21 protein-coding genes are annotated in these 25,294 nt (G+C 73.8%); 12 read left to right on the top strand and 9 right to left on the bottom strand.

Translation table 11 applies throughout. The annotated features are described in order from the left end of the window. Nucleotides 1-90 precede the first annotated feature (90 nt). Nucleotides 91-1,599, bottom strand: a complete 1,509-nt coding sequence (locus ACFI33_RS09210; RefSeq protein ID WP_127435235.1) for a sodium:solute symporter family protein — start codon at nucleotides 1,597-1,599, stop codon at nucleotides 91-93. Nucleotides 1,600-1,783: 184 nt separating this feature from the next. Here ACFI33_RS09210 and ACFI33_RS09205 point away from each other — a divergent pair, with 184 nt between their 5' ends. The 4 genes from ACFI33_RS09205 (at nucleotide 1,784) to ACFI33_RS09190 (ending at nucleotide 6,468) form a co-directional block, all read left to right on the top strand. Beyond that, nucleotides 1,784-2,353 carry an XRE family transcriptional regulator gene (locus tag ACFI33_RS09205; RefSeq protein WP_127435236.1) on the top strand — a complete coding sequence of 190 codons (570 nt, stop codon included), beginning with the start codon at nucleotides 1,784-1,786 and terminating at the stop codon, nucleotides 2,351-2,353. A 79-nt stretch (nucleotides 2,354-2,432) separates the two neighbouring features. Beyond that, nucleotides 2,433-3,449, top strand: coding sequence for an agmatinase (gene speB / locus ACFI33_RS09200; RefSeq protein WP_127435237.1), 1,017 nt, complete (start codon nucleotides 2,433-2,435; stop codon nucleotides 3,447-3,449). Then, nucleotides 3,446-5,161 carry a thiamine pyrophosphate-binding protein gene (locus ACFI33_RS09195; protein WP_434783959.1) on the top strand — a complete coding sequence of 572 codons (1,716 nt, stop codon included), beginning with the start codon at nucleotides 3,446-3,448 and terminating at the stop codon, nucleotides 5,159-5,161. Before speB ends, ACFI33_RS09195 begins: the two co-directional genes overlap by 4 nt. Before the next feature lie 197 nt (nucleotides 5,162-5,358). Beyond that, nucleotides 5,359-6,468 (top strand): dioxygenase family protein, encoded by a 1,110-nt coding sequence (locus ACFI33_RS09190; RefSeq protein WP_462623963.1) that lies wholly within the window; start codon nucleotides 5,359-5,361, stop codon nucleotides 6,466-6,468. 23 nt (nucleotides 6,469-6,491) lie between these two features. Here the strand turns inward: ACFI33_RS09190 and ACFI33_RS09185 are convergent, their stop codons facing one another. After that, the gene (locus ACFI33_RS09185) at nucleotides 6,492-7,016 is read right to left on the bottom strand and encodes a pyridoxamine 5'-phosphate oxidase family protein (RefSeq protein WP_020621599.1); all 525 of its coding nucleotides are present in this window, start codon (nucleotides 7,014-7,016) and stop codon (nucleotides 6,492-6,494) included. Nucleotides 7,017-7,083: 67 nt separating this feature from the next. After that, nucleotides 7,084-7,989 (bottom strand): inositol monophosphatase family protein, encoded by a 906-nt coding sequence (locus ACFI33_RS09180; protein WP_020621600.1) that lies wholly within the window; start codon nucleotides 7,987-7,989, stop codon nucleotides 7,084-7,086. A gap of 82 nt (nucleotides 7,990-8,071) precedes the next feature. Between ACFI33_RS09180 and ACFI33_RS09175 the strand changes: the two genes are divergently transcribed. From ACFI33_RS09175 to ACFI33_RS09165, 3 genes are read left to right on the top strand one after another with little or no spacing between them, the layout of a single operon-like run. Next, nucleotides 8,072-8,518: a DUF6508 domain-containing protein gene (locus ACFI33_RS09175; protein WP_020621601.1), complete on the top strand. Its 447-nt coding sequence runs from the start codon at nucleotides 8,072-8,074 to the stop codon at nucleotides 8,516-8,518. Between the two features lie 27 nt (nucleotides 8,519-8,545). Next, nucleotides 8,546-9,766 carry an App1 family protein gene (locus ACFI33_RS09170; protein WP_061866956.1) on the top strand — a complete coding sequence of 407 codons (1,221 nt, stop codon included), beginning with the start codon at nucleotides 8,546-8,548 and terminating at the stop codon, nucleotides 9,764-9,766. Then, nucleotides 9,763-10,209, top strand: a complete 447-nt coding sequence (locus ACFI33_RS09165; protein ID WP_002853740.1) for an acyl-CoA thioesterase — start codon at nucleotides 9,763-9,765, stop codon at nucleotides 10,207-10,209. The genes ACFI33_RS09170 and ACFI33_RS09165 overlap by 4 nt, the downstream gene beginning before the upstream one ends. A 140-nt stretch (nucleotides 10,210-10,349) precedes the next feature. Here the strand turns inward: ACFI33_RS09165 and ACFI33_RS09160 are convergent, their stop codons facing one another. The 4 genes from ACFI33_RS09160 to ACFI33_RS09145 all read right to left on the bottom strand — a co-directional run bounded on the left by ACFI33_RS09160 (nucleotide 10,350) and on the right by ACFI33_RS09145 (nucleotide 15,453). Further along, nucleotides 10,350-11,408 carry a hypothetical protein gene (locus tag ACFI33_RS09160; protein ID WP_155933667.1) on the bottom strand — a complete coding sequence of 353 codons (1,059 nt, stop codon included), beginning with the start codon at nucleotides 11,406-11,408 and terminating at the stop codon, nucleotides 10,350-10,352. Nucleotides 11,409-11,604: 196 nt separating this feature from the next. Next, nucleotides 11,605-12,945 (bottom strand): NADP-specific glutamate dehydrogenase, encoded by a 1,341-nt coding sequence (gene gdhA / locus ACFI33_RS09155; RefSeq protein WP_020621604.1) that lies wholly within the window; start codon nucleotides 12,943-12,945, stop codon nucleotides 11,605-11,607. Between the two features lie 157 nt (nucleotides 12,946-13,102). Further along, nucleotides 13,103-14,161, bottom strand: coding sequence for an aldo/keto reductase (locus tag ACFI33_RS09150; protein ID WP_462623962.1), 1,059 nt, complete (start codon nucleotides 14,159-14,161; stop codon nucleotides 13,103-13,105). 74 nt (nucleotides 14,162-14,235) lie between these two features. After that, entirely contained in the window at nucleotides 14,236-15,453 is a 1,218-nt protein-coding gene (locus ACFI33_RS09145) for a glycosyltransferase family 4 protein (RefSeq protein WP_462623961.1), read from the bottom strand. Between the two features lie 160 nt (nucleotides 15,454-15,613). Between ACFI33_RS09145 and ACFI33_RS09140 the strand changes: the two genes are divergently transcribed. Further along, nucleotides 15,614-16,978: a cell division protein PerM gene (locus ACFI33_RS09140; RefSeq protein WP_233569982.1), complete on the top strand. Its 1,365-nt coding sequence runs from the start codon at nucleotides 15,614-15,616 to the stop codon at nucleotides 16,976-16,978. 10 nt (nucleotides 16,979-16,988) lie between these two features. Here ACFI33_RS09140 and ACFI33_RS09135 read toward each other — a convergent pair whose 3' ends face one another. Then, entirely contained in the window at nucleotides 16,989-17,426 is a 438-nt protein-coding gene (locus tag ACFI33_RS09135; protein ID WP_070709856.1) for a hypothetical protein, read from the bottom strand. Nucleotides 17,427-17,448: 22 nt separating this feature from the next. On the opposite strand from ACFI33_RS09135, the gene purN reads away from it, so the two are divergent. After that, the gene (purN, locus tag ACFI33_RS09130) at nucleotides 17,449-18,012 is read left to right on the top strand and encodes a phosphoribosylglycinamide formyltransferase (protein ID WP_078025794.1); all 564 of its coding nucleotides are present in this window, start codon (nucleotides 17,449-17,451) and stop codon (nucleotides 18,010-18,012) included. Here the strand turns inward: purN and ACFI33_RS09125 are convergent. Further along, on the bottom strand, nucleotides 17,999-19,420 hold the full coding sequence (locus tag ACFI33_RS09125; protein WP_036338169.1) for an MFS transporter: 1,422 nt from the start codon (nucleotides 19,418-19,420) through the stop codon (nucleotides 17,999-18,001). The two genes, purN and ACFI33_RS09125, sit on opposite strands and share 14 nt — an antisense overlap. 117 nt (nucleotides 19,421-19,537) lie before the next feature. Between ACFI33_RS09125 and purH the strand changes: the two genes are divergently transcribed. From purH to ACFI33_RS09110, 3 genes are all read left to right on the top strand, one after another. Further along, nucleotides 19,538-21,229 carry a bifunctional phosphoribosylaminoimidazolecarboxamide formyltransferase/IMP cyclohydrolase gene (purH, locus tag ACFI33_RS09120; protein ID WP_036338171.1) on the top strand — a complete coding sequence of 564 codons (1,692 nt, stop codon included), beginning with the start codon at nucleotides 19,538-19,540 and terminating at the stop codon, nucleotides 21,227-21,229. 68 nt (nucleotides 21,230-21,297) lie between these two features. After that, complete coding sequence (mgtE, locus tag ACFI33_RS09115) at nucleotides 21,298-22,650, top strand: magnesium transporter (RefSeq protein WP_127435263.1); 1,353 nt, start codon at nucleotides 21,298-21,300, stop codon at nucleotides 22,648-22,650. Nucleotides 22,651-23,082: 432 nt separating this feature from the next. After that, nucleotides 23,083-25,294 (top strand): NADP-dependent isocitrate dehydrogenase (locus ACFI33_RS09110; protein WP_462623960.1); only part of this gene is annotated, 2,212 nt, incomplete at its 3' end.

Raw genomic sequence — 25,294 nt, 5'->3', positions numbered from 1 at the left:
GAGGAGCCTGAGGAAGGATCGCCCGCCGCCGCATCGTCTGGCCTGACCATCGTGCGGGCATCGGAGGACCGCAGGCCCCGGGCGCATCGGTCAGACCTGCGCTCGGACCGCGGGGTCGACGCCGTGGCGGGAGCGCACCCGCCAGGCCTCGAGGACCGCGGGGTCGGTGGGCCGGGTCATCAGGCTGAGGAGCACGTACACGACGGCGGAGGCGGCCAGGCCGACGTAGATCGGCTCGTTCGCGAAGACGCCCTCGAAGGGCTCGGCCGCGTTCAGCTCGAGCCAGCCCATGGTGCCGAGGGTGCCCACCGTCCCGACCACCATGGACCACAGGGCCGCCGTGCCGGTGCCGCGCTTCCACACGAGGCCGCCGACGATCGCGACGAACAGGCCGCCCACGAGGATGTCGTACGCGATGGTCAGGGCCGCCACCACGTCCGGGACGACGATCGCCAGCCCCAGCACGACGGCGCCGAGCAGCAGCACCCAGCCGCGGTTCGAGGCGAGCTCCGCCGCGGTCTCCGTGGCCGCGTCCTCGGCGACGGCGCCGTCCTCGGCGGCGGTCGCCTCGCCGCGGAGGATCGGGAGGATGTCGGTGCGCATCACGGTCGCGGCCGCGATGATCGCGCCCGAGGCGGTGGACATCATGGCCGCAACGGCGGCCGCCAGGGCCACGCCGCCGACGCCGACGGGCAGCAGGTTCTGGGCGACCCACGCGAACACGTCGTCCTGGGTGGCGATGTCCGCGGTGACCGTGCGGGCGGCCATGCCGATCACGGCGCCCGCGACGCCGTACACGATGCAGTACAGGCCCGCGGTGGCGCCGCCGATCTGCGCCACGCGGGGGGAGCGGGCCGTGAACACGCGCTGCCAGACGTCCTGGCCGATCAGCAGGCCGAGGGTGTAGATCACGAAGTAGGTGACGATCGACTGCACGCCGATCCCGTCCCAGCTGAAGAACTCGGCGCCCAGGCGCTCCTGCATGGCGCTCCAGCCGCCGGCCTTGGCCAGGGAGAGGGGGAGCATGAGGGCGAACAGGCCGATGGTCATGATGAGGAACTGGGCCATGTCGGCCAGGGTGATGGACCACATGCCGCCGAGCACTGAGTAGGCCAGCACGATGCCGCCGCCCACCAGGACGGACAGCCAGCGGTCCCAGCCGAAGAGCACCACGAAGATCGACGCGTAGGCGCCCGTGGAGGTGGCGGCGAGCATGAGCGTGTAGGCGAGCATCACGAAGGAGGAGGCGTGCGAGGCCCCGCCGCGGCCGTACCGCAGGCGCAGCATCTGCGAGACGGTGTAGATCTTCAGGCGGGCCAGGATCGGGGCGAACGCCACCGACAGGATGAGCACGCCGACGCCGATGGCGGCCACGAGCCACGCGCCGGAGAGCCCGAACTCGTACCCCAGGCCGACGCCGCCCACGGTGGCGGCGCCGCCGAGCACGACGGCGGCCATGGTGCCGGTGAACAGCACCGGCCCGAGACGGCGGCCCGCCACGAGGTAGTCCTCCGAGCTGGCGGCGCGGGCCTTGCCCCACCAGCCGAAGGCGAGCATGCCGACCAGGTAAACGGCGACGATGGTCAGGTTGAGGGTCACGGGCGGTCCTTGGGGCGAGGGGATCCGGGGCGCCGGATGCGGGGGCGCCGCGGCGGGACAGGAGTGATCGGCGTGTTGCCGATCACACGAACCGGGTCTACGGTAAACACATGTTGCTTATCAGACAACATGTCGTCCAGGGGGACATCGGCGATGTCGCCTGGCCGACGTCGGGAGGAACGCGATGAAGGCCCTCCCGCTCGAGACCGCGCCGGGCCAGTCGCTGATCGGCCGCCGGCTGCGCGCGCTGCGCGAGGCGCGGCGGCTCACCGTGGCCCAGCTCGCCGAGGCGGCCGGCGTCAGCAAGGGATTCCTCTCCCGCCTCGAGCGGGACCTGACGAGCCCGTCCGTGAGCACGCTCGTGACCCTGTGCCAGGTGCTCGGCGCGAGCCCGGGCGACGTCCTGGACGCGCCCGAGGTGACGGTCGTGCGCCTCGCCGACGCCCCCGCGGTCAGCCTCGGCGGCGAGGGCATCCGCGAGCGCCTGATCACCCCGCGCGGCAGTCGCGACCTGCAGATCCTGCGCGCGGACATCGCACCGCGCGGCCGCGGGGAGGCGGAGCTGTACACCGTGGACTGCCGCGTGGAGGCGGTGCACGTGGTCACCGGCCGCCTCGAGCTGCGGACCACCGAGGCCGTGCACCTGTTGGAGGAGGGGGACACCGTCACCTTCCCCGGCCGCGAGCCTCACTCGTGGGCCAATCCGGACGACCGCCCCGCCGTCGTGCTGTGGACCCTCGTGGGCCACGCGTGACCCCGTGCGGCACGCCCGCACCGGACAGACCAGACCGACCAGACCGAACCGAACCGAACCGCCCAGAGAGGACATCCAAATGCTCGAGATCCCCCGCGTCGAGGACAACGGCCGCCTCGGCCCCGTGAACTCCGCCCTCGTGCCCCGCTACGGCGGCGCCCCCACCTACGCGCTGCTGCCGCGCCTGGACGAGGCGGCCGCGGCCGGCGTCGCCCCGGAGATCAAGGTGGTCGGTGTCCCGTTCGACGCCGGCGTCTCCTACCGCCCCGGTGCACGCTTCGGGTCCGGCCACGTCCGGCAGTCCTCGCGGCTGCTGCGCCCGTACAACCCCGCCACGGACACCTCGCCCTTCGCGCAGGCCCAGGTGGTGGACGCCGGGGACATGGCGGTGAACCCGTTCGCCATCGGCGAGGCCATCGAGACGATCCAGCAGGACGCGATGGACCTCACCGAGGACGGCTCCTCGCTCATGACCATCGGCGGCGACCACACCATCGCACTGCCGCTGCTGCGCGCCGCCTCCGCCCGGGCGGGTGAGCCCGTGGCCCTGCTGCACTTCGACGCCCACCTGGACACGTGGGACACCTACTTCGGCGCCGAGTACACCCACGGCACGCCGTTCCGCCGCGCCGTGGAGGAGGGGATCCTGGACACCGAGGCCATCTCGCATGTGGGCACGCGCGGTCCGCTCTACGGCAAGAAGGACCTCGACGACGACCACCGCATGGGCTTCGGCATCGTCACCTCCTCGGACGTGTTCCGTCGGGGCGTGGACGAGATCGTGGACCAGCTGCGCCAGCGCATCGGGGGTCGGCCGCTCTACATCTCGGTGGACATCGACGTCCTCGACCCCGCGCACGCGCCGGGCACCGGCACCCCCGAGGCCGGCGGCATCACGAGCCGCGAGCTGCTCGAGATCCTGCGTGGGCTGCGCGGGCTCGACATCGTGGGCGCAGACCTGGTGGAGGTGGCCCCGGCCTACGACCACGCCGAGCTGACCGGCGTCGCCGCCTCCCATGTGGCCTACGACCTCATCTCCCTGATGGCCGACCGCCGCGCCACCCGCGCGGCCGCCGGTGAGGAGCCGGGCCGATGACCGACGAGCAGACGACGACGGCGGCCCCGCGGCGCAACGGCGGCGACCTGGCCGTGGAGACGCTTCACGCCCTGGGCGCACGGACGGTCTTCGGCATCCCGGGCCAGCACGCCCTCGGCCTCTTCGACGCCCTGTCCCGCTCCCCGCTGGAGTTCGTCTCGAACCGCGTGGAGAACAACGCCGCCTTCGCCGCCGACGGGTACGCCCGGGCCACCGGCGAGGTCGGGGTGCTGTTCCTCTCCACCGGCCCCGGCGCGCTCACCTCGCTGGCCGGCCTGCAGGAGGCCTACGCCACGGGTGTGCCGATGCTCGTGATCGCCTCGCAGATCCCGCTGTCCGGGCTCGGTGCCCGGCGCAAGGGCATGCTGCACCAGCTGGACGACCAGAAGGCCTCGGCCCGCAACGTCACCAAGGCCCAGTTCACGGTGCACCATGCCTCGGGCATCCCGTCCGCGATCCAGGACGCGTGGGCCGAGGCCGTCACCGTGCCGCAGGGGCCGGTGTGGGTCGAGATCCCGCAGGACGTGCTGCTCGGCGAGGTCATGGTGCCCCCGGTCGAGGACGCCCTGGCCGTGCCCTACGACCACCCGCCGCGCGCCGAGCTCGTGGCCGAGTCCGCACGCTGGCTGCGCGGGGCCGGGCGGGTGGCGATCGTGGCCGGCGGCGGTGTGCGCCGCTCCGGCCGGGCCGCGATGGAGAGCCTGCGGGAGGTCGCGGAGCTGCTCCAGGCACCCGTGGTCTGCTCGCCGGGCGGCAACACCGCCTTCCCGTGGGAGCACCCGCTCAGCCTCGGCGGCTGGGTGGAGGACCGCCTCGTCACAGACCTGCTCGAGGACGCGGAGGTGCTGCTCGTGGTCGGCTCCTCGCTCGGCGAGGTCACCTCGAACTACTTCACGCTCGAGCCGCGCGGCCGCCTCATCCAGGTGGACGCGGAGCCGCGCGTGCTGGAGACCAACCACCCCACGCTGGGTGTGCGCGCCGACGCAGGCCAGGCGCTCGAGGCGCTCGCCGCGGCGCTGCGCGAGTCGGGCTCGGTGGCGCAGGACGCCGCCGTCTGGCACGGCCGCACCCCGGCCGAGGTGGTCGCCGACGTCAACGCGCGCATCACCGCCCGCCTCGATGCCCAGGACCTCGGCGTGGAGCGCCGGCTCCTGGCGGACATCCGCGCCGCCGTTCCGTCGACCATGCAGACGTACTGGGACATGACCATCGCCGCCTACTGGGCGTGGAACTGCTGGGACGCGCAGGACGGCGAGTTCCACTCGGCGCAGGGTGCCGGAGGGCTCGGCTACGGGTTCCCGGCCGCGTTCGGCGGCGCGGTGGGCCTGGCCCACCAGGGACGCACCGGGATCGACGGGCGCGTGCTCGCCGTCGCCGGCGATGGCTCGGCGATGTACTCCCTCGCCGAGCTCGCGGCCGCCCGGCAGCACGGTGCGGCGGTGACGTGGCTGATCATCGACGACGGCGGGTACGGCATCCTGCGGGAGTACATGGAGGGCGCGTTCGGCAAGGCCACGGCCACCGAGCTCGACCGGCCGGACTTCCAGGCCCTCGCCGCCTCCTTCGGCGTGCCCGCCGAGACGGTGGGAGTGGAGGACGTGCGCGGCGCGCTCGAGCGCGCGTTCCAGGCGGACGGGCCGAACGTCGTCGTGGTGCAGACCCGCCTGGCGATGTGGGCGCCGAGCCACCTGGGGGAGGCTCCGGAGGTCTGACGCGGCCCGGCGCCGGAATCGCTGACTCGACCCTGAGAGTGTGCGCCACCTTTCCAGGTGCATGTTTCAGCAACGGAGCTGGACCGGCAGGTAGTTGAGACGTCGACCGAGGCGCCGGCGGTCCCGCCCGTGTCAGAAACCGCCCAGGAGATGTCCTGGAACCATCCCGCCGATCTCACGAAAACGTCCGGCATCCGTTGCCATGCTGGCCTCTCGACGCGGCCCGCCACCCGGCGGGCGCCCCACGAGAGGAACTCCAGGGCCCCTGGCTCCCGACCCGCTCCCGCCGTCCCTTCCCCCAGGTCACCGAGGGAGGCGGGGCCCCCGCCGTCACGCCCACCTTCGAGGGCCGGGCCTTCCACCGCCCCGCCGAGGACGTCGAGGACCAGGGCGGCGCCTTCGACGTCGGCACGCTCGTCTCCCGCCGCAACGCGCTGGGCATCTTCGGCGCGGGGGCGGGAGCCCTCGTCCTCGCCGCGTGCGGTGTCCAGGAGGGCGCCTCGTCCTCCTCCGGCTCGACGTCGGCGAGCGCCGGCTCCTCGTCACCCGCGGCCTCCTCGTCGGCGGCGAGCGCCTCGCCGTCCGCCACCCTGACCGAGATGGTCACCGAGACCGCAGGCCCGTACCCGGGCGACGGCTCCAACGGCCCGGACGTGCTCGACGCGTCCGGCATCGAACGTTCCGACCTGACCACGAGCATCGACACGGGCACCGCCGCCGAGGGCGTCCCGCTCACGGTGACGATGAACGTGATCGACATGGCCAACGGCGACGCCGCGATGACCGGCGCCGCCGTGTACCTCTGGCACGCCGACGCGCAGGGCCGCTACTCGATGTACTCGGACGGCATCACGGAGGAGACCTCCCTGCGCGGCGTCCAGGTGGTGGGCGACGACGGCACGGTCACCTTCACCACGGTGTGGCCCGGCTGCTACGACGGCCGGTGGCCCCACCTGCACTTCGAGGTGTTCCCGGACAAGGCGTCCATCACGGACGCGACGAACAACGTCCTCACCTCCCAGATCGCCATGCCCGAGGAGCAGTCCGCGCAGGTCTACGCCACCTCGGCCTACGACGGGTCCACGGAGAACTTCGCCGACGTCAGCCTCGAGACGGACAACGTCTTCTCGGACGGCTACGAGACGCAGCTGCCGCAGATCACGGGCTCCGTGGAGAAGGGCTTCGCCATCACCATCGACGTCCCGATCGACACCACCACCGAGCAGGAGCAGGGCGGGATGGGCGGGCCCGGCGGTGGCCAGCCCCCGGCGGGCGGCGAGGGCGGCCAGCCCCCGGCGCGTCCCTGAGCCTTCCCGGCCCGGTCACCGGGTCAGTCGGTCTGGGACTCGTTGCGCTCGGGGTGCGGGCCGAACACGAAGTGGCGGCCGGACACGCGCTGGACGTCCACGCGGACGTAGAAGTCCTTGAGCGTCGGCACCCACGGTTCGATGCCGAGGGACTCGGCCTCCGCGATCTCCGCCTCCGTGTCCAGGCGGCGCGCGGTGCCGTGCACGAGCACGGACCAGGCCTGGTCGGCCAGGATCCCGTCGGCCTGCACCACGACGCGCGGGTTCACCGTGAGCTCGGCGAGCTTCGAGCCGGGCGCGGTGCGGAAGTAGATGGCGCCGTCGTGGGCCCGCACGTTCACCGGCACGATGTCCGGCCGCCCGTCCACGGCCAGCCCGAGGCGCGCGTGGCCCACGCGGCCCAGCAGTCGCCAGACCTGGTCCTCGTCCAGCACCAGGACGGCCTCGCCGTCCGGGTGCTCGAACATCAGGTGGTCCCCGGGCTCCGCGACCGGATCGGGGCGCTGCATCGACGGGGCGTCGTCGGTGTCATGGTGCTGCTGGGTCATCGGGGCCTCCTGGCATGCCGGGACGGGCGCCGTCGGGCGCGGCGCTGAGATCGGGCTCACATCCACTCTATACATGGTCGGTCGCCCGCGAGGCGACGATGTCACCCAGCACCGCCGCCGTCGTCGGCGCCTCGCGGCCCGGGGCGACGGCGAGCGCGAACGGGCACGTGTGGGCGCGCGGGCCGTCGTCGACGAGCCGGCCCGACGACGGCGCGGCCGGGTCCGGCGTGAGCCACCTGCCCCCGGCGCGGCGCAGGATCAGCTGCCCCGCCGCGACGTCCCAGGGCTTGGTGTCCACGTACAGCGCGGCGTCGGCCCAGCCCGCCGCCGTGTGGGCGAGCTCGAGGGCGCCGGAGACGGTGCGGCGCACGGTCGCGTGGGCGGTCACGAGCCGCCCGAAGCGGCGCAGCGCGTCCTCGCCCTCGCGCGCGAGCGCCTCGCCCGCCGGATAGGAGGTCACGAGGTTCTGGGCGCGCTCGCCGCCGGCCGGCGCCGGCCGGCCGACCTCGGCCAGCGGGCGCTCCGGCCCGTCGCCGCGGGTGAGGTAGGCGCCGTCCGCGTCGGCGGAGAACGCCAGCCGGCCCACGGGGTCCAGCACGACGCCGGCCACCACCTCGCCGTCGACCTCGGCGGCCAGGGACACCGAGAACATCGCGAAGCCGTGTGTGAAGTTGGAGGTGCCGTCGATGGGGTCGACGATCCAGGTCAGCCGGGCGGCCTCACCGGTGCCGGCCTGCGCCCCGAGCTCCTCGCCGAGCACGCCGGAGCCGGGGACCGCCGTCGTGAGCGCGGCGACGAGCCGGGCCTCGGTGTGTCGGTCGTGCACGGTGACGAGGTCGTGGTGCGTGGTCTTGGCCTCGGGCCCGATGGCGGTGGGGGAGCGGAAGGCGGCGGCGAGGTCGCCGACGACCGCGCGGGCGGCGTCGAGGGCGATCGCGCGGAGCTCGGCGGGGCGGGGCAGGGCTGGGCTCATGCCCCGAGCCTAGGCGGGGGTCCGGACACGCCGGACCGCACGCGAGACAATGGGGCCGACCCCCCCGAGCAGAGGAGCCGCCATGACCGAGCACCCCCTCCCGACCCCCGACGACGACGCCACCCTCACCGGCCCGCAGACCCCCACGCCCCAGCGCGTGGCCGCCGTGCGTGCGCTGCGCGAGCTGCTCGCCGCCGGCTACGGCACCGAGGCCCGGCCGATCGCCTCCTACGGCGCCCCCGCGCCCGGCACCCTCGGCGGCGTCTACCCGGACTACGACGACCGCGTGTTCCCCGGCCTCGTGGCCGCGCAGGAGCTGGCGGGCATCGACGTCGACTACCTGCGGAACGTGGACCGGGTGAGCGAGGCCGGCATCGCCGAGGCGTCCCTGGCCGACCTCGGCACGCTGTTCACCTACCTGGTGCGCGGCGAGCGGTTCGCGGACGGGCACGTGGCCGCCGCGATCGAGAACGGCAAGGTCGGCCGCATGCTGGACCGCCTGACCGCGCTGGTCCCCGAGATCCGCTGAGAGCGCACGGTGCGGAATACTGGGCGCATGCCCGCAGCCTCCGACGCCCCCACGCCCGCGCCCCGGCGCGGCCGCCTGGCCCCTTCCGGTGACCCCACTCCCGTGGAGAACGTCGCCACGCACCTGCAGGAGGGGTGGAACCGTTGGCACCGCGCCCGCGCGCTGCGTGCCGGCAACGTGCCGACGGTCATGGCGTTCACGGGCTACGGCAGCACCAGCTGGGTGCGGATCCTCTCCCGTGTGGTGATCGCCTCCGACGAGGAGTTCATGAACGGCCGTCGGCTGTCGAAGGTGGTGGCGGACGGCGTGCGCGGCTGGCGCAACTTCGTGGCCCCGCCCATGGCCTACGCCGAGGTGGAGGTGCAGGTGGGGGACCTGCGCACCACGGTGCGCACGGACCGGATGGGCGTCGTCGACGTCGTGCTGGACGTCGAGCTGGAGCCCGGCTGGCAGACCGCCACCCTCCACGTCGGCGGCCAAGAGGAGCACGCCGTCATGGACCTGTACATCTGCGAGCCGGGCGCGCGGATCGGCCTGGTCTCGGACATCGACGACACCGTGGTGGTCACCTCGCTGCCCCGCCCCCTGCTGGCGGCCTGGAACTCGTTCGTGATCGACGAGCACGCCCGCACGCCCACTCCGGGGATCGCCGTGCTGCTGCGCCGGATCGCCGAGCTCGAGCCGAAGGCCCCCGTGCTGTACCTGTCCACGGGCGCGTGGAACGTGGCGCAGACCCTCACCCGCTTCCTGGGCCGCAACCTCTACCCGCTCGGCGCTCTGCTGCTGACCAGCTGGGGGCCCACGAGGGACCGCTGGTTCCGCTCCGGTCAGGAGCACAAGAGGGTCCAGCTCGAGCGCCTCGCCGAGCAGTTCCCGGACATCCAGTGGATCCTGGTGGGCGACGACGGCCAGCACGACCCCGAGATCTACGCCGAGTTCGCGCAGCGCCACCCCGACCGGGTCAAGGCGATCGTCATCCGGCAGCTGACCCCCTCGCAGGCGCTGCTCGCGGGCGGCCGGGCGGAGGACACCCGCCATTCCACCCCGGGCATCCCGTGGTGCTACGGCCCGGACGGGGCCACGCTGTCCAATCAGCTCGAGGACCTGGGCATCCTGCCCGTCGAGTTCGTGGACGTGCAGCCCGAGGCCTGGCGCGAGGACATCCTCGGTGATGACGAGGCGCCGGCGACCCTCGACGCCCCGGGGCAGCGCGACGGCCGGCCCGCGGACGAGGAGGCCGCCCGATGACCGCCTCGCGCTCCGTCGAGGTCCGCATCCCGCTGCGCTGGGCGGACATGGACGCCTACGGCCACGTGAACAACATCGCCGTGGTGCAGCTGCTGGAGGAGGCCCGCGTGGCGGCCTTCGGCGTGCCCGCGAACACCGGCGCCGGTGGCGGGCAGGCCCCGCCGATCGACCTCCTCGAGGGGGTGGCCCCCGGTGTGCGGACGTTCATCTCCGAGCACACTGTGAAGTACCGGGCCCAGATGCCCTACCGCCCCGTGCCGCTGCGCGTGGTGGTGAGCGTGGACGCCGTGAAGGCCGCCTCGGTGCACGTGGGCTACGCCCTGCACGACGGCGTCGACGACACCCTCTGCGCCACCGCGACGTCCGTCATGGTGTTCGTCGACGGGCAGACGGGCCGCCCCGTGCGCATCAGCCCCGAGCAGCGGGCGGCGCTGGCCGGCTGAGGTGGGCTGATGTGGGCTGCTGACTGCCCGGCAGCCGCCCAGCGACATCACCGCCGTGCAGCACGGCTGTGATGTCGCAGAGCGGAGGTCGACCGCTCGGGCTCGCCGAGTCGGGACCGGGCCCGTGGGACGGCCGTGGATCAGACCGAGCGGGGGACGCCCGCGGCGGTGAGGATCCGCGCCAGCCGGTCCGGCCGCAGGAGGTCTCCCCACGTCCAATGCGCACCCGCCCGGGTGACCAGCTGCAGGGCCACCTCCCGTTCCTTCTCCCGGCGGATGCTGGCGCGGCGGGCCGTGTCGTCACCGTCGAAGAACGACAGGTCGTACTTGCCCAGCCCGTCGAACTCCCCGTACACCCGCACCTGCTCCCACCAGAAGTCCGTGCGGGCCACCCCGCGTCCGTTCGCATCCCGGTGGCGATGCTGCAGCGCCGTGGGCGGGACGAAGCCGAGCTCGTGGATGATGGCCCGGCTGTAGGACTCGCCGGCGGATTCCGCCCGCGCGTCCGCGAAGTGCCAGGCCCGCTCGAATCGGCGGAGGGCGGCCGCTGATCCGAGTCGGCTCTCCGCCTGCCTCGCCCAGCGTGCGGCCTCCTCGGGCCAGGCTCGGACGAGCGCGTCCAGCGGGGCCACGGCGTCGCGGAACGGGGTGGCCGCGCCGAGGACCAGCAGCACCGTGGGCAGCGGATCCGCCAGGACGGTCCCGAGGCTCTGCCCGTCCGACAGGACGGCCTCGACCGGCTGAGGCGCGGCGTGGGCCGCCTCCGGCAGCCCCCACCGGGGTCGGCGGCGTGGCGGGACGGGAAGCCGGCGGTCGTGGGCCACCAGGGAGGGGGCGAGGGGACGGCGGGTCAGCGGACCGCAGCCGTGATGCCCGGGCGAGGGGGCGCGCAGCTCGAGCGCGGGCGGCTCGACGGCTGGCCCCAGACCGTGCAACCGGGCCGCGGTCAGGCCCGTGAACACCGTCGCGGGGCGGGCGATCGAGAGGGCGACGGCGGACACGACCGCCCTGTCCCACGGACGCAGCGCGGCCCAGTCGCTGACGCTGATGTAGACGCGCGGGCTGAGCCGCACGAGGACCCCGCGGGTCCAGGCGCGTTCGAGACGGCGCCGCGCCGCCCCGTCGTGGGGGTCTGCCGCGCTGAGCAGGGGCCCGCGTCCCGGGAGCAGCGCACGCGAGTGGTCGGAGAGCGGGGTCATGCGGCCCAGTGTCGTGGGCCCGTCCGGGGCGTGAGGGGTCGGCCGCGTCGGCGGTGGAGGGCACCCGACGTCGGGGAGCCTGTTGTGCAGGAGTCGGGTGCCCTCGAGAGACCGCCGCCCTGCGACATCACCGCGCGTCAGAACGGCGGTGATGTCGCAGGGCGGCGGAGGATCACGGAAGGGGCAGGGCCAGGCCTCAGACCACGCCCTGGGCGATCATCGCGTCGGCGACCTTGATGAACCCGGCGATGTTGGCCCCCGCCACGTAGTTGCCGGGCGTGCCGTACTCCTCGGCGGTCTCCACGCAGCGGTCGTGGATGTCACGCATGATCTGCTCGAGCCGGTCGTGGGTGTAGTCGAAGCTCCACGAGTCCCGCGAGGCGTTCTGCTGCATCTCCAGCGCCGACGTCGCCACGCCGCCCGCGTTGGCGGCCTTGCCCGGGCCGAACAGCGTCCCGGAGTCGACGAACAGGTGGGCGGCCGCCTCGGTGCAGGGCATGTTCGCGCCCTCGGCCACGGCCTTCACCCCGTTCTTCAGCAGGGTCCGCGCGGCGGACTCGTCGAGCTCGTTCTGGGTGGCACACGGCAGGGCCACGGTGCCCTCGACGTCCCAGACGCTGCCGCCGGTCACGTAGCGGGACCGCCCGCCGCGGCGCTCGGCGTACTCGGAGATACGGGCACGCTCGACCTCCTTGATCTGCTTGAGCAGGTCCAGGTCGAGGCCGTCCGGGTCCACGATGTAGCCCGAGGAGTCGGACGCGGTGAGCACGGTGGCCCCGAGCGCGGCGGCCTTCTCCGCGGCGTAGATGGCCACGTTGCCGGAGCCGGAGATCAGCACCTGCTGGCCGTCCATGGATTCGCCGCGCGTGCGGAGCATGGAGTCGACGAACATCACGGCGCCGTAGCCGGTGGCCTCGGTGCGGACCAGCGAGCCGCCCCACGTCAGGCCCTTGCCGGTGAGGGCGCCGGCCTCGAAGCGGTTGGTCAGTCGCTTGTACTGGCCGAACATGTAGCCGATCTCGCGGGCGCCCACGCCGATGTCACCGGCCGGCACGTCCGTGTGCTCACCGATGTGGCGATGCAGCTCCGTCATGAAGGACTGGCAGAACCGCATGATCTCGCGGTCGGACTTGCCGGCGGGGTCGAAGTCCGAGCCACCCTTGCCGCCGCCGATCGGCATGCCGGTGAGCGAGTTCTTGAAGATCTGCTCGAAGCCCAGGAACTTGACGATCCCGAGGTACACGGAGGGGTGGAAACGCAGCCCGCCCTTGTACGGGCCGAGCGCCGAGTTGAACTCCACGCGGAACCCGCGGTTGACCTGCACGACGCCGGCATCGTCGATCCACGGGACGCGGAAGATGATCTGGCGCTCCGGCTCGCAGAGGCGGTGCATGACCCCGGCCTCGACGTACTGGGGGTGGCGCTGCACCACCGGCCCCAGCGCCTCGAACACCTCGGACACCGCCTGGTGGAACTCGGCCTCGCCGGGGTTGCGCGCGAACACTTCGTCGCGCAGGGTCTCCAGAGACTCATTCATGGTGTCCTCCTCGGACGTCGGGATAAAGACGCCCCGCGGTGCCCCCGCCGTGGCGCGCCGCGGTCGGAGGAGGCCGCGGTGCCTGACGCCCATCCTGACAGGGAGCGCGCTCTGTTGCCGAAATGAGACGCGGGCCACCCCGGGCCCCGCGTTCGGCTCAGCGCGGCGGCGCCGCCTCGGTGTCGATGCTGGCCTGCTGGCTCTCGCTGTAGCGCGGGCCCGCCACGGTCGCGTCATTGACGAGGCCGTCCAGCCGGGCGACGTCGGCCGGGGTCAGCCGCACCGCGTGCGCGCCCCGGTCCTCGAGCCAGTGCTCCCACGAGGTGGTGCCCGGGATCGCCAGGACGTCCTCGCCCTGGGCCAGGACCCAGGCGACGGCGAGCCCCGCCGTGCTCGTCCCGAGCCGGACGGCCTCGGCCGAGAGCGCCTCGCGCAGCGTCAGGTTGGCCTCGTAGTGGCCCTCGGCGAAGCGGGGCAGCCGGTGCCGCAGATCTCCCGCGTCCAGCCGGTCCAGCCGCGGCGGCGCGTCCGTGAGGAGGCCGCGGCTGACGGGGGAGAAGGCCACGAAGGCGGTCCCATGGCGGCGGCACGCCTCGAGCACGCCCCACTCGGGGTTGCGGGTGGCGAGGGAGTACTCGGACTGCACGGCCGCGATCGGGTGGACGGCCACGGCCCGGGTCAGGGTGACGGCCGAGACCTCGGACAGGCCGATCGCCCCGATCTTGCCCTCCGTGACGGCCTCTGCGAGCGCCCCCACGGACTCCTCGACGGGGACCTCCGGGTCCAGCCGGTGCAGGTAGTACAGGTCGATCCGGTCCTGGCCGAGCCGGCTCAGGGAGGCGTCCACGTGCGCGCGCAGCGTCTCCGGGCGGCCGTCGATCCGCCGCTGCCCGTCCCGCACGAGCCCGCCCTTGGAGGCGAGCAGCACGCGCTCGCGGACGTCCGACCCCGCCCGGGCGAGCGCGCGCCCCACGAGCTCCTCGCTGCGGCCGCCGCCGTAGAGGGTGGCGGTGTCCAGGTGGTCGGTGCCGTCCTCCAGCACGCGGGTGAGCAGGTCGACGGCGGCGTCGTCGTCGAGGAATCCGGAGTAGCCGTGCACGATGTTCATGCACCCGAGGCCGACGGGGTGCACGTCCTTGCCGGCGAGGCGGCGGGGCGCGGCGGGATCGGGCAGGGGGCCGGGCTCGGCGGGTCGGGGGTGCGGGGTGGCGTCCATGCCCGCCACCCTAGCCACGGCTCCGGACGCGAGACCCGGACCGCCGGGCGCCCGCCCGGCGTCCGGCCCGGGGCTCAGCCGAACACGCGCGCGGCCAGCAGCGCCGGCGCCGTCAGCAGCCGGCGGGCCAGCTCCACGCGGCGGCGCTCCTGCACCGCGATCGCCTTCTCGTAGTAGCCCACGAGCTGATCGCACAGCACCGGCCAGGTCCGGCCCTGCACCGACGCCCACGCCGCGTCGGCGAACGCGGCCCGCTTGACGTCGTCGTACACGAGGTCCGCGACGTGGCGGCGCAGCTCGTCCAGCTCGCCGGGCGGGTAGAGCCAGCCGGTGCGGGAGGCGTCCACGATGTCGAGGGGGCCGCCGCGGCCGACGGCGACGACGGGCACGCCCGAGGCCATCGCCTCCTGCAGCGTCTGGCCGAAGGTGTCGGACTCGCCGGGGTGCACGAACAGGTCCAGGCTGGCCACGTGGCGCGCGAGGTCCTCGCCCCCCTGGAAGCCGGCGAAGTGCGCGCCGGGCAGCTCCCGCTCGAGCTGTTCGCGCAGCGGCCCGGAGCCGATGACCACGAGGCGGGTGCCCGGCAGGTCCGAGAGCACCCGCAGGTCCCCGACCTGCTTCTCGTGCGCCAGCCGCCCCACGAAGCCCACGAGCTTCTCGCCGTTCGGGGCGAGCTCGGCGCGCAGCGCCTCGTCCCGCTTGGCGGGATGGAATCGGCGGGAGTCGACGCCGCGGCCCCACAGGTGCACGCGTCGCACCCCCTGGCGGTGCAGCTGCCGGACGGTGAACGACGACGGCGCGAGCGTCAGCGTGGCCATGTTGTGCAGGCGCGCCACGTGGCTCCACAGCACGTCCTCCAGCCACGGGGCGCCGTACCGGGCCGCGTAGCCGGGGACCTCGGTCTGGTAGACGGCCACGGAGGGGATGCCGAGCTCCTCGGCCGCCTGCACCGCGCGCCAGCCCAGCACGAAGGGGGAGGCGATGTGCACCACGTCCGGGGCGAAGTCGGCGAGCATGCCGCGCAGCCGGCCCACCGTGCCGGCGGCCACCCGCACGGAGGTGTACCCGGTCAGGGGCACGGAGGGCAGGGTGCGCACGGGGAAGCCCTCGACCTCGCGGGGGGCCTCACCGGCGCCCGCGCGTTGGGTCCACCCGGCGGACCACGAGGCGGCCGGGGCGACCACCATCGCCTCGTCGCCCCGTTCCCGCAGGTGCCGCAGCACCTGGAGGATGGAGTTGGTGACCCCGTTCATATGGGGCAGGAACGATTCGGCGACCACGACGACACGCACGTGGCCGACGCTAAGGACCCCGGACCACGGCCGGGACACCCGCCGACGACGGCCCGGTGACCCCGCGGTGAACTCTCGGGGCGCGTGACGGTCGTCGCACCGGCCCGCGCGGCCCGCCCCCGTCCAGGCGCCGCCCGGAGTCGGGTGGCACCATGGACGGGTGAGTTCCCGCCCCGCTGCGCCCCGTCTGCTGCGCCCCGTCCCCCTGCCGCTGTGGCTGCAGGGGGTGGTCGAGGCGCTCGTCACGGCGATGATCAGCCTGCTGACGGTCATGGTCCCCACCCTCGCGGTGTGGGCCACGGGCGGGTTCGAGCGGCCGACCATCGAGGGCGCCGTCCAGGTGGGCGGCGTCCTGTGGCTGGCCCTGCACGCGGTGCCCGTCACCGTGGCCACGGCCATGCCCACCGCGCCGGATCACCTCATCACCGGCACGGCGTGGCTCGTGCCGTGGGGCCTGACCCTGGTCCCGCTCGCGCTGTCGTGGCGGGCCGGCCGGCGCCTGGCCCGCGCGTCCTACCGGGACCAGGCGTGGCAGGCCTTCGTGGGCGCGGTGGGGGCCTACGCCCTGGTGGGGCTGGCCGTGGCGTTCCTGCCCGGCACGGACGAGCTGACGGCGCACCCCGCCCCGGCGGCGCTGCTGCCCGCCCTGCTCTTCGGCGTCGCCGCCCTCGCGGGGGCGCGGCGCGAGGCGGGCACCTGGGCGCACCTGATCGGCCTGGATCTCACGGAGCGGATCTCGCGGCGCTCGCAGTACGAACGCTGGGCCGGTTCGTACGCCTGGTCCGTGGTGCGCGCCGCGGTCCTCGCCGTGCTCGCCCTGACGGGCCTGAACGCGCTGCTCGTGGCGGGGCGGCTGGCCGTCGAGTGGACCGCCGTCGTCACCGTGGCCGAGGCGATCGGGGGCGGTCCGCTGGGCGGCCTGCTGCTGGCGCTGCTGCAGATCGGCTGGCTGCCCACGTTCACCGCGTGGTCGATCGCGTGGACGGCGGGCCCGGGGTTCTCCGTGGGTGCGGACAGCCTCTACTCCGTGTTCGGCGCGACGCCGGCCACCGCGCCCGCCCTCCCGGCGCTGGGTGCGCTGCCCGGGACGTGGTCGCCGTGGCAGCTGCTCCTGCTGGCCGTGCCGATCAGCGCCGGCGTCGTGGCCGGCGTGTGGCTGCTGCGGGAGGGGGAGAACCACCTCGACGACTGGCTGCACACCCGCCACGGCAGCCGCGCGGTGTCCCTGACGCTGTCCACGCTGGCCCTGGCCGTGCTCACCGGACTGCTCGCCGGGCTGCTGCTGCTCGTGCCGCTGGCCCTCACCTCCGGGACGCTCGGGCTCGGCACGCTGACGGACATCGGCCCCCACGTCTGGGCGGTGTGCGCCGCCGTCGCCGGGTGGGTCGCGCTGGGCTGCGCGGCCGGCTACCTCACCGCCCTGGCCGTGGCCGGGCACCGGGACGGGACGACGACGGTGCCGCGGTCCGGCGACCGCGCCTCGGGCCTGCGCGACCGGCCGTCCCCGCGCCGGGCGCGGGACTGACGCCCGCGGCTCAGGGCCGCAGCTGGGGCACCCCCGTGCGCTCCTCCACCTGACGGGTGAACTCGTCCGCGCACGCCTGCTGCGCCCGCACGGTGAGCGCGGAGGCGCCGCACTGCTCGAGCTGGACCGTCGCGTCCCACGCGAGCAGCGGCAGCGCCGCCGTCGTCATGCCCATCAGCGCCATCGCCATGCCGGCGGACGCCACCGCGCGGGGCAGCCCCGAGCGCTCGGCGCCGCGGCTCGTGACCCACACGCGCACGCCGAGCACGAGGGCGACCAGCCCCAGCGCGAGGGCGATCAGCTTCCACGGCAGCACGAGGGAGAAGGAGAGCACCATCCCCAGCAGCGCCACGGACTGCCACAGCAGGGCACGACCGGTGCGGACGCGGCCGGGGTCCGGGGCGCCCTGCGGCGGGCGGGGCGGGGAGGAGGGAACGGGGGCGGACACCCCCTCACCCTACGATGGGCGCATGCGCATCGTTGCCCTCGTCTCCGGTTCCGGCACCAACCTGCAGGCCGTCCTCGACGCCGTGGCCTCCGGCGCCCTGGACATGGAGATCGCCGCGGTGGGCGCCGACGTCGCCGACGCCGGCGGCCTGGAGCGTGCCCGCGCCCACGGGATCGAGACGTTCGTGGTGTCCCCGAAGGACCACGCGGACCGGCGCGCGTGGGACGAGGCGCTCGCGGACGCCGTCGCCGCCTACGCGCCGGACTGGGTGGTGTGCTCCGGATTCATGCGGATCCTGGGCGCCCCGCTGCTCGAGCGGTTCGACGGCCGCATCCTCAACACCCACCCGGCCCTGCTGCCGTCCTTCCCGGGGGCCCACGGCGTCCGGGACGCGCTGGCGCACGGGGTGAAGGTCACCGGCTGCACCGTGCACGTGGTGGACGCGGGCGTGGACACCGGCCCGATCCTCGCGCAGGCCGCGGTGCCCGTGCTGGACACGGACACCGAGGCCGAGCTGCACGAGCGCATCAAGGTCCAGGAGCGGGCCCTGCTGCTGCGCGTGCTCGGCGAGCTCAGTCGGCGCTGACCTCGAGGGCGCGGCCGCGGGTCTCCGGGGCCAGCGCCAGCATCGCCGCGCAGGCCAGGACCACGAGCCCGCCGGTGACGGCGAACGCCCCCGGCAGCCCGAGGGCGGGGACCAGCGTGCCCACGAAGAGCAGCGGACCCAGGCCCGCGCCCACCCGCGAGGCCGCCGACGCCCAGCCGAAGCCGGAGGCGCGCAGCGTCGTCGGGTACAGCTCGGAGACGTACGTGTAGAGCACCGGGATCGCGACCTGCACCACGAAGCCGAACGCCAGCACGAGCGGCAGCACCGCAGCGGGCACGTCCAGCACGCTCGCCAGCCAGACGGTCAGGGCGCTCGCGACGACGGCGCTGACGGCCAGCAGCCAGCGGCGGCCGGTGACCTCGATCAGCGCGGTGGCCACGACCACGCCGAGCAGGCCGGCCGCGGCCATGCCGGAGGTCATGATGAAGGCGCGGCCCTCCGCGTAGCCGGCGTCGATGAGGAACGTCGGCAGCCACTGCAGCGCGATGTAGTAGACGAGCATGATGGCCACGAACAGGGCCCAGGCGACCGCGGTGATGCGCGGGGAGAACCGCCAGACCGCGGCGAGCTGCGCGCCGACGCCGCCGGAGCGGGCCGGCTCGGCCGGGGGCATCGTGTAGGGCCGGCGAGGCGCGCCGGTGGCCGCCACCATGCGGTCGATGACGGCGCGGGCCTGTGCCTCGCGGCCCCGGCTCATCAGGAACAGCGGGGACTCGGGGATGCCCAGGCGCACGACGAACACGAGCAGGGCCGGCAGGACCATGGCCAGCAGGGGCAGGCGCCAGTCGCCCCACGTGCCCACGAGCCAGGCGGAGACGAGGCCGCACAGCGCGGCGCCGACGGGCCACCAGCCGTCCATCGCGGCCAGGACGCGGCCGCGCAGCCGGCGCGGGGTGAACTCGCCCACGAGTGCGTAGTCCACGGGGATCGTGCCGCCCAGGCCCACACCGGCCACGAAGCGGAACAGCGCGAACCACAGCAGCGAGTCCGTCAGCGCGCCCGCGATCGTGAACACGGAGAAGATCGCGAGCGTCCACGCGAACGCCGCCTTGCGGCCGATGCGGTCCGCGATGGTGCCCCACAGGAACGCGCCCACGGCCATGCCGATGAGGTTGGCGGTGCCGATCCACGCGGCGTCGGCCTTGTCCAGGGCCCACTCCTCGCGCAGCAAGGGGATCATCACGCCGTTGAGCGTGACGTCCCACGCGTCGAACATGAAGCCCAGGCCGCCGATCAGGAAGATGCGGCCCTGGACGGACCAGCGCCACGGCAGCTCCTGGACGACCGCCTCGCCGGTGGGCAGGGCGGCGTCGGGGGAGACGACGTCGGGCGTGGGCCCGGGGTGCGCGCCGTCGGCGCTGGGGCGGGGTGGGGTGGCGGAGGACATGGTCGGCTCCCGTTCGTCGGGTGGAGTGGGGCGGTCCGTCACGTGGACGCCTGGGCCATTATGCGGCCCGGCCTATGCTGGGGATGCACCCGGACCCCCTCGAAGGAGCGCCCCCTCGTGACCTCTGCCCAGCCCATCCCCACCGTCCTGGACACGGTGCCCCTGAAGCGGGCCCTGATCTCCGTGTACGACAAGACCGGCCTCGAGGAGCTCGCCACCGGGCTCCACGCCGCGGGCGTGCAGATCGTCTCGACCGGCTCCACCGCCCAGCGCATCGCCGCCGCCGGTGTGCCCGTCACCGAGGTCGCCGAGGTCACCGGGTTCCAGGAGTGCCTGGACGGCCGCGTGAAGACGCTGCACCCGCGCGTGCACGCGGGCATTCTGGCCGACCGTCGTCGTGAGGACCACGTGACCCAGCTGCGCGAGCTCGAGGTGGAGCCGTTCGACCTCGTCGTCGTGAACCTCTACCCGTTCGTGGACACCGTGAACTCGGGCGCCGCGGAGGACGCCGTCGTCGAGCAGATCGACATCGGCGGGCCGTCCATGGTGCGCGCGGCGGCGAAGAACCACGCGTCCGTGGCGATCGTCGTGGACCCGGCCCGCTACGGCGAGGTCGTCCAGGCTGCCCAGTCCGGCGGCTTCGACCTGCGTGCCCGCCGGCGCCTGGCCGCCCTGGCCTTCGCCCACACCGCGGCGTACGACAACGCCGTGGCCGCCTGGACCGCCGCCCACTTCGGCGAGGACACGCACGCCGACGAGATCCCCGTGTTCCCGCCCTACGCCGGCTTCTCCCTCGAGCGCGCGCAGATCCTGCGCTACGGCGAGAACCCGCACCAGCCCGCGGCGCTGTACCTGGACTCCTCGGCGGCCCCCGGCATCGCGCAGGCCGAGCTGCTGCACGGCAAGCCGATGAGCTACAACAACTACGTGGACGCCGACGCCGCGGTGCGCGCCGCCTTCGACCACCCGGTCCCGGCCGTGGCGATCGTCAAGCACGCCAACCCGTGCGGCGTGGCCGTCACGGACGAGGGCACGGACATCGCGCAGGCGCACGCCAAGGCCCACGCGTGCGATCCGGTCTCCGCGTTCGGCGGCGTGATCGCGGCCAACCGCCCCGTCACCGCCGCCATGGCCGCCCAGGTGAAGGACGTGTTCACGGAGGTCGTCGTGGCCCCGGCGTTCGAGCCTGAGGCCCTGGAGATCCTCTCCGCCAAGAAGAACCTGCGCCTGCTGAGCCTGCCCGAGGGCTTCCTGCGGGACGCCGTGGAGGCCAAGCAGGTCTCCGGCGGCATGCTGCTGCAGATCGCGGACGCGGTGGACGCGGACGGCGACGACCCGGCCACCTGGACCCTCGCCGCCGGCCCGGCCGCCGACGAGGCCGTCCTGGCCGACCTGGCCTTCGCGTGGCGCGCCGTGCGCGCGGCCAAGTCCAACGCCGTGCTGCTGGCCCACGACGGCGCCACGGTCGGCGTGGGCATGGGCCAGGTCAACCGCCTCGACTCCTGCCGCCTGGCCGTCGAGCGCGCCAACACCCTGGGCGCCGCGCAGACCGGCGGGCAGGACGTGAGCAGCGCCGGCGGCGCCGAGAACGTCTCCGGGGAGGGGGCCCCCGAGCGGGCCCGCGGGTCCGTGGCCGCCTCGGACGCGTTCTTCCCGTTCGCGGACGGGCTGCAGATCCTCATCGACGCCGGCGTGAAGGCCGTCGTCCAGCCGGGCGGCTCCGTCCGGGACGAGGAGGTCGTGGCCGCGGCCGAGGCCGCCGGCGTGACCCTGTACCTGACCGGGGCGCGCCACTTCTTCCACGGCTGAGCGCGGCGCGCCGCCGCCGGACGGGGGCCCGGACCGGGCCCCCGCGACCCCCAGGAGGTGACGAGGCGATGATCCGCCGCGAGGTCGAGAGCGTCGAGGGCCGCATCCGCGAGCACCTGCGCAGGGACGACCTCGACAGCGCGGTCGAGCTGCTGCGCGCGCTGTCCCCGGGCGACGCGCTCGAACTCCTCGACCGCTCCGAGCCGCGCATGGCCCCGATGCTGTTCCGCCTCCTGGACAAGACGACGGCGGTCCAGGTCTTCGCGGCCATGGAGACGGGCCAGCAGTCCGACCTGGTGCGCAAGCTCCAGGACGGTCAGGTCCAGGACCTCTTCGCCGAGCTGCGGGTCTCGGGCCAGGCCCGGCTGCTCGACGAGATGCCGGCCAACGTGGCCCGCAAGATGCTCGCCGGGCTCGACGCGGAGGCGAGCGGCAAGGCCGGCCGGCTCCTGGGCTACCCGGCGGACTCGGTGGGACGGCGGCTGCGCATGGCGCCCGTGCGCCTGCGCGAGGACTGGACCGTGTCCACCGCGCTCGAGAACCTCCGGGAGCACGGGGGGCAGGAGCAGGCCGCCATCGTCTCCGTGCCGGTGGTCAGTCCCCAGGCGCGTCTGACGGGCGTCGTCGACGTCTCCGTGCTGGTCACACAGCCGCTCGATGCGCGAGTCTCGGAGATCATGCGGGAACCGGTGTCCGCCGTCGCCACCGAGGACGCCGAGGAGGTGGCCCGGCTCTGCGCGGACCGCCGTCTGTGGACCGTGCCGGTGACGGACTCGGAGGGTCGCCTGATCGGGGTGTTCACGGTGGCCGACGCCCTCGAGGTCCTCGACGAGGGGTCGACCGAGGACTCCGCCCGCGCCGGCGGCGTGGAGCCGCTGGGTCGTCCCTACCTGGCGACCTCCGTCCTGAGCCTGATGCGCTCGCGGATCACGTGGCTGCTCGTGCTCGCGATCGGGGCCACCCTCACCGTGCAGGTGCTCGGCGTCTTCGAGGACACGCTCGAGGAGATGGTCGTCCTCTCCCTGTTCATCCCGCTGATCATCGGCACCGGCGGCAACACGGGCAACCAGGCGGCCACCACGGTCACCCGGGCGCTCGCCCTCGACGACGTCCGGCCCCGCGACGCGCCGCGCGTGATGTTCCGCGAGCTGCGCGTCGGCATGGCCCTGGGCGGGTGCATCGGCCTGCTGGGCCTCGTGCTCGCCGGGCTCGTGTTCTCGTGGCCCGTCGGTCTCGTGATCGGGGCGACGCTGTTCACCGTGTGCGCCTTCGCCGCCACCGTCGGCGGCCTCATGCCGTTGGCGGCGCGCACGATCGGCGCCGACCCCGCCGTGTTCTCGAACCCGTTCATCTCGACGCTCGTGGACGCCCTCGGCCTGGTCGTCTACTTCTTCATCGCCCAGGCCGTGCTCGGCATCTGAGCCGGCCACGATCCACACCGCCGTGCCTCCAGGGGCCGCGTGGGGCACGTTCTTCGGGTTCCTGGGGGTCGCCTTCGCCGCGGTCACCGCCCTCGGCGCCGGGCAGTCGTTCACCGAGGGGGAGCGGCGACGCCGGCGGGAGGCCGAGCAGGTGCGGCACGCGGCCTGCCTCGGCGAGGCGTTCCGGGGCGGGCCCGCCGGACCGGCCGCGCCGCCGTCGTCAGGGGGGCGCCCCCGACGACGGCGGCGCCCCCCTGGTACCCGGGCGACCCCGCCCGGCCCGGCGAGGGCGCCGGCGACGGCCGGGGGCGCTGACGCCGAGCCACACACGGTGTGGCGCGTCCGAGACGCCGGGTAGATTGGCGGCGAGTCACCCGTTCCCTGCCGACGAGGGCCGCGTCTCGAGTGCGGCCAGAAGGAGAGATCATCCGCATGTCGAAGATCATCTACACGCTCACGGACGAGGCGCCCATGCTGGCCACCGCGTCGCTGCTGCCGATCGTGCGCGCCTACGCGGGCACCGCCGGCGTGGAGCTGGAGACCCGTGACATCTCGCTGGCCGGCCGCATCCTCGCCGCGTTCAAGGACGTCCTGCCCGAGGAGCAGCGCACCGCGGACGCCCTCGCCGAGCTCGGCGAGCTCGTGAAGACCCCCGAGGCCAACGTCATCAAGCTGCCGAACATCTCCGCGTCCGTGCCGCAGCTGCGCGCCGCGATCAAGGAGCTGCAGGCGCACGGCTACGCGCTGCCGGAGTACCCGGACGAGCCGAAGACGGACGCGGAGAAGGACGCGAAGGCGCGCTACGACTCGGTCAAGGGCTCCGCCGTGAATCCGGTGCTGCGCGAGGGCAACTCGGACCGCCGCGCCCCGAAGGCCGTGAAGGCGTACGCCAAGCGCTTCCCCCACTCGATGGGCGAGTGGACCCCGGACTCCAAGACCGCCGTCGCCACCATGGGCGCGGACGACTTCCGCGCCAATGAGCAGTCCGTGACCCTGCCGTCCGCCGACGTGCTGACGATCGAGTTCACCGGCGAGGACGGCAAGACCACCGTGCTCAAGGAGGGCCTGAAGGTCCTCAAGGGCGAGGTCGTGGACGGCACGTTCATGTCCGCCAAGGCCCTGGACGCGTTCCTCGCCGAGCAGGTCAAGCGCGCCAAGGAGGAGGGCATCCTCTTCTCCGCGCACCTGAAGGCCACCATGATGAAGGTCTCCGACCCGGTGATCTTCGGCCACGTCGTGAAGGCCTACTTCTCCGAGCTGTTCGAGAAGTACGGCGAGCAGCTGGCCGCCGCCGGCCTGTCCGCGAACAACGGCCTCGCCGCGATCGAGGGCGGCCTGGACAAGCTCGACGCCGAGACCGCCGAGGGTGTGCGCGCCGCCATCGCCGCCGCCTACGAGAACGGCCCGGACGTGGCCATGGTGAACTCCGCCAAGGGCATCACCAACCTCCACGTGCCCTCCGACGTGATCGTGGACGCCTCCATGCCCGCCATGATCCGCAACTCCGGCCGCATGTGGAACAAGCACGACCAGACCCAGGACACCCTGGCCGTCATCCCGGACTCCTCCTACGCCGGCGTCTTCCAGGCCGTGATCGACGACTGCAAGGCCAACGGCGCCTACGACCCCTCCACCATGGGCACCGTCCCGAACGTGGGCCTCATGGCGCAGAAGGCCGAGGAGTACGGCTCGCACGACAAGACGTTCATCATGGACGCCGCGGGCACCGTGGCCGTGAAGAACTCCGCCGGGGAGACCCTGCTCTCCCACGACGTCGAGGCCGGCGACATCTGGCGCGCCTGCCAGACCAAGGACGTCCCGGTGCGCGACTGGGTGAAGCTGGCCGTGACCCGCGCCCGCGCGTCCCAGACCCCGGCCGTGTTCTGGCTGGACGAGACCCGCGCCCACGACCGCGAGCTCATCAAGAAGGTCGAGGAGTACCTCAAGGAGCACGACACCGAGGGCCTGGATCTGCGCATCCTCTCCCCGGTGGAGGCCACCAAGCTCTCGGTGGAGCGCATCCGCCGCGGCGAGGACACCATCTCCGTGACCGGCAACGTGCTGCGTGACTACAACACGGACCTGTTCCCGATCCTCGAGCTGGGCACGTCCGCGAAGATGCTGTCGATCGTCCCGCTGCTCAACGGCGGCGGCCTGTTCGAGACCGGCGCGGGCGGCTCCGCCCCGAAGCACGTGCAGCAGCTGCTGGAGGAGAACCACCTTCGCTGGGACTCCCTCGGCGAGTTCCTCGCGCTGGCCGTGTCCTTCGAGCACGAGGCGGTCGCGAACGAGAACCACCGCGCGCAGGTCCTGGCGGACACCCTGGACGCCGCCACCGGCACCCTGCTGATCGAGGGCAAGTCCCCGAAGCGCAAGGTCGGCGAGCTGGACAACCGCGGCAGCCACTTCTACCTGGCGCTGTACTGGGCCCGCGAGCTGGCGAAGCAGACCGAGGACGCCGAGCTGGCGGCCGCGGCGAAGCCGATCGCCGAGGAGCTGGGGGCCCAGGAGGAGACCATCCTGGCCGAGCTCAACGGCGTGCAGGGTTCCCCGGTGGACCTGGGCGGCTACTACGCGCCGGATATGGAGAAGGTCACCTCGGTGATGCGTCCGTCCGCGACGCTCAACGCGATCGTGGACAAGA

The sequence above is a fragment of the Micrococcus sp. PSi08 genome, from assembly GCF_054960655.1.
Note: the sequence above shows the minus strand (reverse complement) of the source record. Positions and strands in the feature narration are given on the sequence as shown.